16 protein-coding genes and 1 pseudogene are annotated in these 12,815 nt (G+C 39.0%); 6 read left to right on the top strand and 11 right to left on the bottom strand.

Features of this window, described 5'->3' with window-relative positions; genetic code table 11:
* Window positions 1–148 precede the first annotated feature (148 nt).
* Both gor and B7699_RS05830 read left to right on the top strand, forming a co-directional pair.
* Window positions 149–1,495 (top strand): glutathione-disulfide reductase, encoded by a 1,347-nt coding sequence (gene gor, locus B7699_RS05835; protein ID WP_084927432.1) that lies wholly within the window; start codon window positions 149–151, stop codon window positions 1,493–1,495.
* A 196-nt stretch (window positions 1,496–1,691) separates the two neighbouring features.
* A complete protein-coding gene (locus tag B7699_RS05830) occupies window positions 1,692–2,228 on the top strand; it encodes a biotin transporter BioY (protein WP_084927430.1) in 537 nt (178 codons plus the stop codon).
* Window positions 2,229–2,281: 53 nt separating this feature from the next.
* Here the strand turns inward: B7699_RS05830 and B7699_RS05825 are convergent, their stop codons facing one another.
* Window positions 2,282–2,497 carry a YdbC family protein gene (locus B7699_RS05825; RefSeq protein ID WP_000807422.1) on the bottom strand — a complete coding sequence of 72 codons (216 nt, stop codon included), beginning with the start codon at window positions 2,495–2,497 and terminating at the stop codon, window positions 2,282–2,284.
* 98 nt (window positions 2,498–2,595) lie between these two features.
* On the opposite strand from B7699_RS05825, the gene B7699_RS05820 reads away from it, so the two are divergent.
* The gene (locus B7699_RS05820) at window positions 2,596–2,916 is read left to right on the top strand and encodes a hypothetical protein (RefSeq protein ID WP_084927429.1); all 321 of its coding nucleotides are present in this window, start codon (window positions 2,596–2,598) and stop codon (window positions 2,914–2,916) included.
* 30 nt (window positions 2,917–2,946) lie between these two features.
* Here the strand turns inward: B7699_RS05820 and B7699_RS05815 are convergent, their stop codons facing one another.
* From B7699_RS05815 to rpsP, 7 genes and pseudogenes are all read right to left on the bottom strand, one after another.
* Window positions 2,947–3,285 carry an ATP cone domain-containing protein gene (locus B7699_RS05815; RefSeq protein ID WP_001196038.1) on the bottom strand — a complete coding sequence of 113 codons (339 nt, stop codon included), beginning with the start codon at window positions 3,283–3,285 and terminating at the stop codon, window positions 2,947–2,949.
* Window positions 3,286–3,296: 11 nt separating this feature from the next.
* Window positions 3,297–4,016 (bottom strand): tRNA (guanosine(37)-N1)-methyltransferase TrmD, encoded by a 720-nt coding sequence (gene trmD, locus B7699_RS05810; protein ID WP_084927427.1) that lies wholly within the window; start codon window positions 4,014–4,016, stop codon window positions 3,297–3,299.
* Window positions 4,006–4,524, bottom strand: coding sequence for a ribosome maturation factor RimM (rimM, locus tag B7699_RS05805; RefSeq protein WP_084927425.1), 519 nt, complete (start codon window positions 4,522–4,524; stop codon window positions 4,006–4,008). Before rimM ends, trmD begins: the two co-directional genes overlap by 11 nt.
* A gap of 30 nt (window positions 4,525–4,554) precedes the next feature.
* A complete protein-coding gene (locus B7699_RS05800; protein ID WP_084927424.1) occupies window positions 4,555–5,343 on the bottom strand; it encodes an alpha/beta fold hydrolase in 789 nt (262 codons plus the stop codon).
* Between the two features lie 668 nt (window positions 5,344–6,011).
* A pseudogene (locus B7699_RS09720) lies at window positions 6,012–6,296 on the bottom strand (MazG nucleotide pyrophosphohydrolase domain-containing protein); the annotation flags it as partial.
* Window positions 6,297–6,379: 83 nt separating this feature from the next.
* Window positions 6,380–6,619 (bottom strand): RNA-binding protein KphA, encoded by a 240-nt coding sequence (kphA, locus tag B7699_RS05790; RefSeq protein ID WP_000379617.1) that lies wholly within the window; start codon window positions 6,617–6,619, stop codon window positions 6,380–6,382.
* 19 nt (window positions 6,620–6,638) lie between these two features.
* A complete protein-coding gene (rpsP, locus tag B7699_RS05785) occupies window positions 6,639–6,911 on the bottom strand; it encodes a 30S ribosomal protein S16 (RefSeq protein WP_000268760.1) in 273 nt (90 codons plus the stop codon).
* 805 nt (window positions 6,912–7,716) lie between these two features.
* On the opposite strand from rpsP, the gene B7699_RS05775 reads away from it, so the two are divergent.
* From B7699_RS05775 to B7699_RS05765, 3 genes are all read left to right on the top strand, one after another.
* On the top strand, window positions 7,717–8,295 hold the full coding sequence (locus B7699_RS05775; protein WP_084927422.1) for a hypothetical protein: 579 nt from the start codon (window positions 7,717–7,719) through the stop codon (window positions 8,293–8,295).
* Between the two features lie 2 nt (window positions 8,296–8,297).
* Window positions 8,298–8,522, top strand: coding sequence for a helix-turn-helix transcriptional regulator (locus B7699_RS05770; RefSeq protein ID WP_001041101.1), 225 nt, complete (start codon window positions 8,298–8,300; stop codon window positions 8,520–8,522).
* A gap of 305 nt (window positions 8,523–8,827) precedes the next feature.
* The gene (locus tag B7699_RS05765) at window positions 8,828–9,631 is read left to right on the top strand and encodes a peptidylprolyl isomerase (RefSeq protein ID WP_084927421.1); all 804 of its coding nucleotides are present in this window, start codon (window positions 8,828–8,830) and stop codon (window positions 9,629–9,631) included.
* A gap of 54 nt (window positions 9,632–9,685) precedes the next feature.
* Here the strand turns inward: B7699_RS05765 and B7699_RS05760 are convergent, their stop codons facing one another.
* From B7699_RS05760 to rlmN, 3 genes are read right to left on the bottom strand one after another with little or no spacing between them, the layout of a single operon-like run.
* Complete coding sequence (locus B7699_RS05760) at window positions 9,686–11,227, bottom strand: ABC-F family ATP-binding cassette domain-containing protein (protein ID WP_000025406.1); 1,542 nt, start codon at window positions 11,225–11,227, stop codon at window positions 9,686–9,688.
* A gap of 1 nt (window position 11,228) precedes the next feature.
* Window positions 11,229–11,711 carry a VanZ family protein gene (locus B7699_RS05755; protein ID WP_084927420.1) on the bottom strand — a complete coding sequence of 161 codons (483 nt, stop codon included), beginning with the start codon at window positions 11,709–11,711 and terminating at the stop codon, window positions 11,229–11,231.
* Complete coding sequence (rlmN, locus tag B7699_RS05750) at window positions 11,711–12,796, bottom strand: dual-specificity RNA methyltransferase RlmN (RefSeq protein ID WP_084927419.1); 1,086 nt, start codon at window positions 12,794–12,796, stop codon at window positions 11,711–11,713. The genes B7699_RS05755 and rlmN overlap by 1 nt, the downstream gene beginning before the upstream one ends.
* Window positions 12,797–12,815 lie beyond the last annotated feature (19 nt).

Below are 12,815 nucleotides of genomic sequence, written 5' to 3'. Positions count from 1 at the left end.
TATAATACACCTTATTTTTCTTTTTTGCAAGCCTTTTCTTTAATTTTTTTAAACGTAGCAGATTTTTGCAATCAGATAAAAAAAAAGATAGAATATGACTATCAAAAAATGACACTCTACTATTTAAAAGAGTATAAAGGAGTTTTCAATGAGAGAATACGATATCATTGCTATCGGTGGAGGTAGCGGAGGAATTGCTACCATGAACCGTGCTGGTGAACACGGAGCCAAAGCGGCTGTTATTGAGGAAAAGAAACTAGGTGGAACTTGCGTCAATGTCGGCTGCGTTCCTAAAAAAATTATGTGGTACGGGGCACAAATTGCTGAGACTTTCCATCAATTTGGAGAAGACTACGGCTTTAAGACTACTGATCTTAACTTTGACTTTGCAACCCTACGTCGCAATCGTGAAGCTTACATCGATCGCGCTCGTTCTTCTTATGATGGCAGTTTTAAACGCAACGGTGTAGACTTGATTGAAGGTCATGCTGAATTTGTAGATTCTCATACTGTCAGCGTAAATGGTGAACTGATTCGTGCTAAACATATCGTGATTGCTACTGGTGCCCATCCAAGTATTCCAAATATTCCTGGTGCTGAGCTAGGTGGCTCTTCTGATGATGTATTTGCCTGGGAAGAATTGCCAGAGTCAGTTGCTATTCTAGGCGCTGGTTATATTGCCGTTGAATTGGCTGGCGTACTCCACACTTTTGGTGTCAAGACAGACCTCTTTGTTCGTCGCGACCGTCCTTTACGTGGTTTTGATTCCTACATCGTTGAAGGTTTGGTCAAGGAAATGGAAAGAACTAACTTACCACTTCATACTCACAAAGTCCCTGCCAAGTTAGAAAAAACTGCTGAAGGCATTACCATTCATTTCGAAGATGGTACTAGTCACACAGCTAGCCAAGTTATCTGGGCAACAGGTCGCCGTCCAAACGTTAAGGGCTTGCAACTTGAAAAAGCTGGAGTGACTCTGAACGAACGTGGCTTTATCCAAGTGGATGAATACCAAAATACTGTTGTTGAGGGAATCTATGCTCTAGGTGATGTAACGGGTGAGAAAGAACTGACTCCAGTTGCTATCAAGGCTGGACGTACCCTATCTGAACGTCTCTTTAACGGCAAAACTACTGCTAAAATGGACTACTCAACTATTCCAACCGTTGTCTTTTCACACCCTGCTATCGGAACTGTTGGGCTAACAGAAGAGCAAGCTATAAAAGAATACGGTCAAGACCAAATCAAGGTTTACAAATCAAGCTTTACTTCTATGTACTCTGCTTGCACTTGCAACCGTCAAGAAACACGTTTCAAATTGATCACAGCTGGTTCAGAAGAAAAAGTTGTCGGACTTCATGGAATTGGCTACGGTGTTGATGAAATGATTCAAGGTTTCGCAGTTGCTATCAAAATGGGAGCAACCAAGGCAGACTTTGATGCAACTGTTGCGATTCACCCAACTGCATCTGAAGAATTTGTAACTATGCGTTAATCGAAGCAAAAAGAAGCTGATACAAATGTGTCTGCTTCTTTTTTAATGTCTTCGAATCAACAAAACAATTATCCAACTTAACCAGTAAGCAAAATCGGCCGTTACAGTTTTTGTTACCTTATTTTTAAAAATCGGTTGACAATGATTCTTCTATGAGTATAATAGTTACTATACATCAGAAAAGAGGTTAACTATTTTGAAAAAAGCTCACGTTTATGCTATCCCTGCTATTGGGGCTGCTCTCATTGCTGTTTTGGCACAAATCAGTCTTCCAATTGGACCTGTTCCCTTCACTCTGCAAAACTTTGCAATCGGCTTGATTGCTACTGTCTTTAGACCGAGGGAGGCTATACTTTCTGTTGGACTCTATCTTCTTCTAGGTGCTATCGGTCTTCCTGTCTTTGCAGGAGGTGGAGCTGGTTTTCAGGCTTTAGTTGGCCCTACTGCAGGCTATCTTTGGTTTTATCTTGTTTATTCTGGACTTACTTCCTCTCTAACCAACAGCAAGAGTAGTGTTGTCAAGATTTTTCTTGCAAACCTCTTGGGTGATACCCTTGTCTTTGTCGGCGGGATTCTCAGCTTGCATTTCCTAGCTGGAATGGCATTTGAAAAAGCTCTTGTTGTGGGGGTATTTCCCTTTATTATCCCAGACCTTGGTAAACTTCTGGCTATTAGTTTTATTAGCCGTCCCCTACTTCAACGCCTTAAAAATCAAGCTTACTTTGCTAACTAAAAAAGGATATCGAGTTGTCATGTCTCAATATCCTTTTCTTTCATTTTGAAAACTTAGTTGCCCTTAAAGGCATCCACCATTGTTTGAAATTCTTCATTGGAAAGAGTAATCCCTTTGCCCATTTTAGTATGATCTGGACTCCAAGCACGAATATCAAACTTTGCAGGAGCACCATTAAAGCTCACACGGTTGATTTCCTTGGTCCAACCTTTTTCGTTTTCAGAAAGAGTCAACAAGTGCTCTTCAATTTCAAATGTAAATTCTGCCATTTTCTTCTCCTTTTTTAGCTTTCATCTGATTATTCGTAAAATCTTGTAGATTTTAGGAAAATTTTATATAATATTGATATAAAAGAAGGGAGGCCAATATGAGACATAAATTCCAGCAAGTTCTAGATAAAATACATGACTTTTTAAATGGACATTACCAACCAGACCAGACTGAAAGCAACTCCCTTACAGCCACTATTGAAGAGGCTATCCAGAAACAAACCGCTGTTCACCTTATCTTGTCTGAGACAAGTTTTACAGGTGACATCATCAAATACGATCAACAGCGCCAGCAAATTATTGTGAAAAATTTTGCCAAAAATGTGACCCGTATTATCCGTATAAGCGATATTCAACGCCTGCGATTTGTCCCTTCAACTGTCCAAACAGCCCAAAAAAATAGATTTAAGAAAGAGTGAGATGTAGTTGCTTCATCCCACTCTTTTTTCTTAGCGAATTTGTTCAAAATGTAAATGAACCGCGATGTGATCTCCATAACCACTTCTTTCCAAGTCACGTTGTAGACGATAGGAAATGTAGTGTTCTGCAATGGTAATGTAACCTGCGCCCAGTAAACGATGTTCAACCAAAGACTGAATCATGCTGATGGTCGCACGTTCCACCTTGGCCTCTTCCAAATCCAAAACCACTTTCTTAGTGACTTGTGCAAGGTTTTGACGTAAATCATCTGTCAATACATAGACAGTCTGGGCTGCTTTTAAGATAGCTTGGTAAATCTTATCTGGATTAAATTCAGCAATTTCTCCATCACGTTTGATTACTTGCATAGGTATCTCCTTTATTCTTTGTTTTCTTTGATTTCTGCCAGCATTTTTTCTTCTTCTGCTGTCAGTTGATAATTTTCTAATAAATCCGGTCTGCGCTCGTAGGTTTTCTTTAAACTCTCATACAATCGCCACTGGCGAATCTTTTCATGGTGTCCACTCATCAGTACATCTGGCACGACCATCCCTCGATAATCATAGGGACGCGTGTACTGAGGATATTCGAGAAGGCCAGAAGAAAAGCTATCATCTTGGTGACTCGATTCCTTACCAATCACTTCTGGAATCAAGCGAACAGTCGCATCAATCATGGTCATAGCCGCCAATTCTCCACCAGTCAAGACATAATCACCGAGGGAAATCTCATCTGTCACCAAGGTCTTGATACGCTCATCATAGCCCTCGTAGTGCCCACAGATAAAGATCAGTTCCTCTTCTTTGGCCAAATCCTCAGCATAAGCCTGATCAAACTGTTTACCAGCTGGGTCGAGGAGAATGACGCGCGGATTTTTCTTTTCAATAGCGTCAAAGGCATCGAAAATGGGTTGGACTCGGAGCAACATGCCCTGACCACCTCCGTAGGGTTCGTCATCAACATGACGGGCTTTTTCAGCGTATTCTCGGAAATTATGATACTGGATATCCAAGAGCCCTTTTTCACGAGCCTTTCCGACAATTGAGTGCTCCAGTGGAGAAAACATCTCTGGAAAAAGGGTTAAAATATCAATCTTCATCGTCTAACCCTTCTAAGATTTCCACATCGACGCGGTTATTTGGAATATCAACATTGAGAACCACTGGTGGGATATAAGGCAAGAGCAAGTCACGCTTGCCTTTTCGTTTGACCACCCAGACATCGTTAGCACCTGGTTGTAGGATTTCCTTGATGGTTCCAATCAAGTTGTCATCCTCATAGACTTCCAAACCGATAATCTCGTGATAGTAAAATTCACCATCATCTAGGTCATTCAAATCCTCCTCAGCGACCTTGAGACTGTATCCCTTGTACTTTTCAATAGCATTGATATGGTACATATCTTTGAATTTAATAATGTCAAAGTTCTTCTGTTTACGGTGGCTAGCAATGGTCACTGTTTGGACAAACTGATCTTTTTCATCAAACAAGGCCAGAACAGCCCCTTTTTTAAACCGTTCTTCTGCAAAATCCGTCACAGACAAGACTCGCATCTCACCCTGCAACCCCTGCGTATTGACGATTTTCCCAACATTAAAGTAGTTCATCTTGTCTCCTATAGTCTCCTTCTTTCCATCTTATTCTGACAATTCTCGAATAATAGTCGCAATTTTTTCAGATTCAGACCACTGTAAATAATGGTGATTCCCTCCTAAAATGAGTTTAGTATTAGAAGTCCAATATTCTGATTCTCTGTACTCTTTTTCTCTATAAGCCTGACAAAAAATAAATACAGGGACATGAGATTGTATCGATAAATTCTCAAAATCTTCCTTAGTAATCTCTCCAGATATCTGAAATTCTGGATCTTGATTTTCCAACTCTGAACCTTTTTCTTGCATTATTTCCCAGATTTCTTTATTAGTTTGAGGGCTAAATGTGGCTTGAGTTAAGTTCTTAAAATAAAGTTCAGGACCACACTCCTCAATCAGCCTCATCTGCTTTTCCATTTCTGGATAAGGATTTTCTGAAAAATCAGCAAACATGACTTTTTTAGTTGTCGGTTCCATTGCTACTAAAGCCTGACACTTAATTGGTTTCTTGAGCAATTTACAAGCTAAAATTCCACTCAAACTATGTGCACAAAGTATGTATTCAGAAATCGCCAATTCTTCAAGTACTTTATAAACCGCATCTGCAAGATTATCTAGATTTTTTCCAGCTTGGTCATGAATCGGACTCCTACCTGTGTTCGGAAAATCAATTGTCAAATAACCAATTGTAGGAGGAAGTTTTTCAAGTATAAGTGAAAAATTTTCATAACTTGGTAGCAAACCTACGCCACTTAAACAAACTAGCATTTTCTTTTGCTTTTGATAAGTAACAGAGAGACTACCAATTTCTGTAGATACTTCAATCCTCTTCATAAAGAAATCCACTCGTTCTATATAATGAATTATTAAAAATCCTTACCCTTTATTTTAACACGTTCCAAGGATTTTCTCAAGTTGGAGGAAGATACATAGAGGGGTCGCTATAGTCCAAAAAGTGCTAATAGTTTCCTCTTTAATGTTAATTTATATTTGAAAGATGAGATATTCACATTCCTATTATACATATTACTATAAAATGTATACTCGCCAATTTCACCCTGACTTGTTTTCCATTTCATTCTTAAACTAGGCATATTCTCTGGTAAATTTGTATGAATCAATAAGCATGTATAATTCTTTAAATTTTTAACTGTATGCAGTTTATCATTATCAACTAAACGATTACTTTTTGAATCATAGATTAAAGAATAAAATTCTATAATTTCAATATCAACTTCCTTTGGATAAAAAATCAAATGGTTATAATGTTTATCATTTTCATCATGTTTAAACTCATATATATGATGAAATCTCGTATGCAAGGAATCAAATTCGATTGGTTTAATTACCTGAATTTCGATATTATTGATATAGGCCTTATTCTGAAAACTAATTTTTAAAATTACACCTATAAAAGTCGAAATCTGTAAAATTCGCAATAACCAATCAATGTACATTGCCCAATCTATGTTTAAAATACAATCAATGTTCATTCTTTTCCAGTCCCCCTTTAAAAAGCCTTCCAAATCACGTTCATGTTGGTACTTAATGGCTGCAGTTTTGTCTTTCTCAAAGATGGTTTTAGTGAGCTCAATATGATTAATAGCTGCGATTGCGACGGTGTAGTGAATAATATCAGCCAGTTCTTTAGCAAGTTCCTCGTTAGAATCCTGCACCCCTTCTTTTCGACCAGAGCGACCATTCAAAACTTCAGCTACTTCACCGACTTCCTCCACAAGCTTGATAAAAAGACCTTCCTCAGTCCGAGGCTGCTGGTAATGTTCCAGTAAGTAGTCTTATAATTGTCTAAACGTTAAATCCTGCATATCCTGCTCCTTGCAAAAAAAGCGAGACATTCGTCCCGCCCTTCTTATTTTTCGTCAATAACGATTCTTACTTTTTTGTCTTCAGTTGGGACAGAGTAGACAATCGTTCTTATCGCAGAAATTGTGCGACCCTTACGACCGATTACACGACCCACATCGCTTTGATCAAGATCCAAATGATATTCCAAAAATTCTGGTGTATCTTCAATCTTGATAGTTAAGGCATCTGGTTGTGAAATCAAGGGTTTCACAATCGCAATAATGAGATTTTCAATCGTATCCATCTGTCAACCTACTTTAAACTTATTTTGAGAATTTAGAATCGTGGAATTTTTTCAATACGCCTTCTTTTGAAAGGATGTTACGTACTGTATCTGAAGGTTGAGCTCCATCAGCCAACCATGCAAGAACGCGGTCTTCTTTCAAAGTTACTTGGTTTTCAGCAACAAGTGGGTTGTAAGTTCCAACTGTTTCGATGAAACGTCCGTCACGTGGTGAACGTGAATCTGCTACGTTGATACGGTAGAAAGGTTTTTTCTTAGAACCCATACGAGTCAAACGGATTTTAACTGCCATTTTTAAAGTCTCTTTTCTTATTTTTTATTTCGGTGAAATAGCTAAGCTATTTATCACATGTTCTATTATAGCAGATTTCTGGCAGGTGTCAAGAAAAAAACTTGACAGACTATAAAATTTTTAAACCATTTAGAAATTTGTTAGAAGTAGGAAATAAATGTTTGAAAGAAGCTAGCCGTGAATACTATTTTATACTCAATGAAAATCAAAGAGCAAACTAGGAAGCTAGCCACAGGCTGTACTTGAGTACGGCAAGGCAAAGCTGACGAAGTTTGAATTTGATTTTCGAAGAGTATTAGAAACATTTTATAAAGACCATCAACTCAAACCCTTCATATCGCCTGAACGAGATTTGAATACTTGGCTCCTAAATCCTAAGCCCGTTCCCAAACGAAATATCAAGGATTTTAAGAATGATATCTACTAATTAATTTATAAAATATGAATTAATAGATTCTAAATAGGGGAATAATTTAGTTCTGTAAAAATTAACTTCTACACCTACAAAGCTTATTCTGAAAGACTTTATAATAGTCTAAGAAAAAAAGTAGAGATTCATACAGTATTTAGATTTTCCAAAAATTTTTTATCATCAAATATTATTAACGAAACTATCCAAATCAAATCCGATGATTGCTTCAAAGAATACTTTAGTTGTTTGACTAGCGAGGGTTTTTATTAAAAATTTTTTTCAAATAATTACCACATTGACACATAAAATTCTTGATTTCTAAATTTAAGTGTGATATATTTATAACATAACATTTAAATGTTATATATTTATAACATGAAAAAGGAGTCTATCATGAAAAAAAGTCAAAAAATGCGTGGCCTCATTGCAATGATTGCCGTAGCTCTCTTTATTGATTTTATTGTTTTATTTGGTTCTAATCTTAGTTGGGGACCCAAGTTAGTTATTACTGGTATTTCAGTGTCAGGTCAAATTGTAGCTATTTGGAGCTGGCTACATAAGAGTCAGAAAGGTAAGGAAAAGATTATTTTTGACTTGTCTGCTAAGCTTTACACAATACTTGTGTTTGCAGCAAGCATTTTTTATACAGTAGGGATTTGGCTTGCAACCCCTAGCGTAAGTTCTGGTATTAAAGAATGGATTTTGGGAATTGGCCTCGTTATTGAAATGATTTTATTTGCTTTTTTCTGTTTGAAAAATGTCAAGGAAACTCCGGACGAACGCTTTTATGCTAATTTAGCCAAGGCAGCTAGCTTGATCTCTGTTTTTATACTAGGCGCACTGATGATCCTAGCAGTTATCATTGGGTATATGGGGTCTCTCACTCTTTACATGGGACAGATATTTTTTAGCATAGCTGCCTTGATTTGCATCTTTGCGGTTGTCTATTTTATCTTGGAACGTAGAGGATAAGCATGGCCAAAGAAAGCAAGATTATTACTAATCTCAAATCTGTTCGTGAGTCCACAGGCATGACCCAGCAGGAGTTAGCCGACCGCATCGGCATGCGACGCGAGACAATTCTGCACTTGGAAAATAATCGTTACAATCCTTCGCTGGAGATGGCTCTTAAAATTGCTCAAGTTTTTAATCTAAAAGTAGAAGACCTCTTTGAACTCAGACAGCAAGAGGAAGCATAATTCTTTTCGAGACCTAGTATTAAGTTCATTGATTAATTAGGAATTGAGTCCAAAAGAAAAAATCCTTTGAAAATGTGCTCTTTTAAAATATAGTAATTCTTTCGAATTAACGTTTACTAATTGTGATGCTTCACGAGCTTTCTTAAGATCTGGTTCCCTAAATACTTCGAGTACACTTATGGTATTGATACCCCTAAACAAGCGACTTTCTGGTTGGCTTCCTCTTAAACTGTCTTGTCACTAATATTTGAAATCCACTTCCTTTTAGGGTACAATGGTAGAAATAAATTTTTGAGAGGAACAGAATGAAAAAACTAGCAACCCTTCTTTTACTATCCACTGTAGCTCTAGCTGGATGTAGCAACATCCAACGTAGTTTGCGTGGTGATGACTATGTAGATTCTAGCTTGGCCGCTGAGGAAAGCTCCAAAGTAGCTACCCAATCTGCCAAGGAGTTAAACGATGCTTTAACAAACGAAAACGCCAATTTCCCACAACTATCTAAAGAAGTTGCTGAAGACGAGGCTGAAGTGATTCTACACACAAGTCAAGGAGATATCCGTATCAAACTCTTCCCTAAACTCGCTCCTCTAGCGGTTGAAAACTTCCTCACTCATGCCAAAGAAGGCTACTATAACGGCATTACCTTCCACCGTGTCATCGATGGCTTCATGGTTCAAACTGGAGATCCAAAAGGAGACGGTACAGGTGGTCAGTCCATCTGGCATGACAAGGATAAGACTAAAGACAAGGGAACTGGTTTCAAAAACGAGATTACTCCTTATCTCTATAACATCCGTGGCGCTCTTTCTATGGCTAATACTGGTCAACCAAACACCAACGGCAGCCAGTTCTTTATCAACCAAAACTCCACAGATACCTCTGCTAAACTCCCTACAAGCAAGTATCCAAAGAAAATCATCGAAGCCTATAAAGAAGGGGGAAACCCTAGTCTAGATGGCAAACACCCAGTCTTTGGTCAAGTAATTGACGGTATGGATGTAGTAGATAAGATTGCTAAAGCCGAAAAAGATGAGAAAGACAAACCAACAACTGCTATTACTATCGATAGCATCGAGGTGGTTAAAGACTACGATTTTAAATCTTAAAAACCAAAAAATACAGTATCCACATTCGATACTGTATTTCTTTTGTCCTCATTTTTAAGTTAAATTATTAAAATCCCATATTTGGTCCATCCAGCCTTCATAAAAGTCTGGCTCGTGGCAGACCATAAGAATAGATCCCTTGTATTCTTTGAGAGCACGTTTGAGTTCATCCTTGGCATCCACATCCAAATGGTTGGTCGGCTCGTCCAGTACTAAAACATTGTTTTCACGATTCATCAAGAGACAGAAACGAACCTTGGCTTGTTCCCCACCTGACAAAACCTGAATTTGACTTTCGATGTGTTTAGTTGTCAAACCACAACGAGCAAGGGCTGCACGAACTTCTGCTTGGTTGAGAGCTGGAAAGGCATTCCAGACAGCCTCTAGTGGTGTTTGACGATTGCCACCTTCTACTTCCTGCTCAAAGTAACCAAGTTCTAAATAATCTCCACGCTCCACTTCCCCAGCAATAGGTGGGATAATTCCTAAGAGAGACTTCAAGAGAGTTGTTTTCCCGATACCATTTGCCCCGATAATAGCAACCTTTTGATTGCGCTCAAAGGTTAGGTTTAAGGGCTTGGTCAGAGGACGGTCGTAACCAATTTGCAAATCCTTGGCTTGAAAGATAAAGCGCCCTGGTGTACGGGCCGGTTTGAAATCAAAGGATGGCTTTGGTTTCTCACTTTGCAACTCGATAATATCCATCTTATCCAATTTCTTCTGACGAGACATGGCCATATTTCGTGTTGCAACACGCGCTTTGTTTCGAGCGACAAAGTCTTTGAGGTCCGCAATCTCCTTTTGCTGACGTTCATAAGCAGCCTCTAGCTGAGATTTCTTCATGGCATAGACTTCTTGGAACTGGTAGTAGTCACCAGAGTAACGCGTCAGCTGTTGATTTTCTACATGATAGACGATATTGATAACGTCGTTTAGGAATGGAATATCGTGTGAAATAAGGACAAAGGCATTCTCATAGTTTTGGAGATAGCGTTTGAGCCAGTCAATATGCTCGGCATCCAAGTAGTTGGTCGGCTCGTCCAAAAGCAAGATATCAGGCTTTTCAAGGAGAAGTTTAGCCAAAAGCACCTTGGTTCTTTGCCCACCTGACAAAGAAGTTACATCCGTATCCATGCCAAAGTCCATGACACCAAGGGCGCGCGCTACTTCATCAATCTTAGCATCCAAGGTATAGAAATCACGACTCTCCAGACGGTCTTGAAGTTCTCCCACTTCTTCCATGAGAGCATCAACATCCGCTCCATCTTCAGCCATTTCCATATAAAGGTCATTGATACGAGCTTCTGCTTTGAACAGCTCATCAAAGGCTGTACGGAGAACATCACGCACCGACTGTCCTTCTTCCAAGACAGAATGTTGGTCTAAGTATCCAGCAGTCACATATTTGGACCACTCAACCTTCCCTTCATCTGGCAACATCTTACCAGTCACAATGCTCATAAAGGTTGATTTTCCTTCACCATTAGCACCGACCAGACCGATATGTTCTCCCTTAAGGAGGCGGAAGGACACATCTTCAAAAATTGCACGGTCACCAAAACCGTGACTCAGATTTTTAACTTCTAAAATACTCATTTTAATTCCTTATCTTGTTTTTATGTAATCGTTTATAGATGAGCCAAGCGATATAGCCACCCAAGGTATTGGTCCACAAATCATCAACCTCAAAGACGCGATTAAAATCAAAGAAAAAATCTAAGACCAACTGCGTACACTCGATTCCTAGGCTTAGAAGAAGACTGAAAAAGATCACTTTTCTTGTCTTACGCAAGTTTGGAAGGAGATAAAGGAGTTGGAAAATCAGAGGAAAAAGCAAGAAGACATTGAGGATATTTTGTAGAAAAAGCCAACATAATTGTCCTATGTCACTCACTTCACCCAGTTTCCAGAGAGAATTGAAAGGAGTCAAAAGAAAAACCAGGCGTCCAAGATGCTGAATACCTGGAGTTTCCACTCCCACGGGAGATTGTTCTTGAGGAGTAAAGCAAAAATAGACAATGCAAATGCTATAGAAAATGACTCCCCAGACCAAAATATGATTATAAGTCTTCTTCATCATTAAGGATTGACTGCTGCGACTGCTTTCTGGCGGTCACGTTTCATTGTATTGGAACGCAATTGTCCACAAGCTGCATCAATATCAGTACCATGCTCTTGACGAACAACACAGTTAACACCTTTTTTCTTAAGCGTATCATAGAAGGCCAGGACGCGCTCTTTAGGACTACGGCTATATTGGTCATGCTCACTAACTGGGTTATAAGGAATTAAGTTTACATAAGACAATTTCTTGATGTTCTTGAGCAATTCAGCCAATTCCAAGGCTTGTTCTACACCGTCATTAACTTCATTAAGCATGATATATTCAAAAGTCACACGACGATTAGTTGTCTCAATGTAGTACTCAATCGCTGCAAAGAGTTTTTCAATTGGAAAGGCACGGTTAATCTTCATGATGCTTGAACGCAACTCATTGTTAGGTGCGTGAAGGGAAACGGCAAGATTGACCTGAACACCTTCATTAGCAAAATCACGAATTTTATGGGCCAAACCTGAGGTTGAAACCGTGATGTGACGAGCACCGATGGCCATTCCCTTGTCATCGTTGATAGTACGGACGAAATTCAAGACATTGTTATAGTTATCAAAGGGCTCACCGATTCCCATGACAACGATATGGCTGACGCGTTCATCCTGACCACGCTCATCAAGGTATTTCTGAACCAGCATGATTTGCGCTACGATTTCACCGTTATTGAGGTCACGTTGTTTCTTAATCAAACCAGAGGCACAGAAGGTACAACCGATATTACAGCCGACCTGAGTGGTCACACAGACAGATAAACCGTAGTGTTGACGCATGAGTACTGTCTCAATCAGCATTCCATCTGGCAATTCAAAAAGATATTTAACTGTCCCATCAGCAGACTCTTGAACGATACGTTGTTTCAAGGGATTGACCACAAACTGGTCATTAAGCTTAGCAATCAAATCCTTGGAAAGGTTGGTCATCTCTTCAAATGACTGGACACGTTTACGGTAAAGCCATTCCCAGATTTGATCTGCACGGAATTTCTTTTCTCCCTGCTTCAAAACCCATTCCTGCATGGTTTGACGTGTTAAACTATAAATTGACGGTTTCATTTCTTCTCCTTATTCCTAC

It is taken from the genome of Streptococcus mitis (assembly GCF_002096835.1).
In the GTDB taxonomy this organism is placed as follows: domain Bacteria; phylum Bacillota; class Bacilli; order Lactobacillales; family Streptococcaceae; genus Streptococcus; species Streptococcus mitis_W.
Note: the sequence above shows the minus strand (reverse complement) of the source record. Positions and strands in the feature narration are given on the sequence as shown.

Bases quoted from the DNA above. Each gene is read 5' to 3' on its own strand.
- gor (WP_084927432.1), top strand. From the start codon at position 149: ATGAGAGAATACGATATCATTGCTATCGGTGGAGGTAGCGGAGGAATT.
- B7699_RS05825 (WP_000807422.1), bottom strand. From the start codon at position 2,497: ATGGCAGAATTTACATTTGAAATTGAAGAGCACTTGTTGACTCTTTCT.
- B7699_RS05820 (WP_084927429.1), top strand. From the start codon at position 2,596: ATGAGACATAAATTCCAGCAAGTTCTAGATAAAATACATGACTTTTTA.
- B7699_RS05815 (WP_001196038.1), bottom strand. From the start codon at position 3,285: ATGCAAGTAATCAAACGTGATGGAGAAATTGCTGAATTTAATCCAGAT.
- trmD (WP_084927427.1), bottom strand. From the start codon at position 4,016: ATGAAGATTGATATTTTAACCCTTTTTCCAGAGATGTTTTCTCCACTG.
- rimM (WP_084927425.1), bottom strand. From the start codon at position 4,524: ATGAACTACTTTAATGTTGGGAAAATCGTCAATACGCAGGGGTTGCAG.
- B7699_RS05800 (WP_084927424.1), bottom strand. From the start codon at position 5,343: ATGAAGAGGATTGAAGTATCTACAGAAATTGGTAGTCTCTCTGTTACT.
- kphA (WP_000379617.1), bottom strand. From the start codon at position 6,619: ATGGATACGATTGAAAATCTCATTATTGCGATTGTGAAACCCTTGATT.
- rpsP (WP_000268760.1), bottom strand. From the start codon at position 6,911: ATGGCAGTTAAAATCCGTTTGACTCGTATGGGTTCTAAGAAAAAACCT.
- B7699_RS05775 (WP_084927422.1), top strand. From the start codon at position 7,717: ATGAAAAAAAGTCAAAAAATGCGTGGCCTCATTGCAATGATTGCCGTA.
- B7699_RS05770 (WP_001041101.1), top strand. From the start codon at position 8,298: ATGGCCAAAGAAAGCAAGATTATTACTAATCTCAAATCTGTTCGTGAG.
- B7699_RS05765 (WP_084927421.1), top strand. From the start codon at position 8,828: ATGAAAAAACTAGCAACCCTTCTTTTACTATCCACTGTAGCTCTAGCT.
- B7699_RS05760 (WP_000025406.1), bottom strand. From the start codon at position 11,227: ATGAGTATTTTAGAAGTTAAAAATCTGAGTCACGGTTTTGGTGACCGT.
- B7699_RS05755 (WP_084927420.1), bottom strand. From the start codon at position 11,711: ATGATGAAGAAGACTTATAATCATATTTTGGTCTGGGGAGTCATTTTC.
- rlmN (WP_084927419.1), bottom strand. From the start codon at position 12,796: ATGAAACCGTCAATTTATAGTTTAACACGTCAAACCATGCAGGAATGG.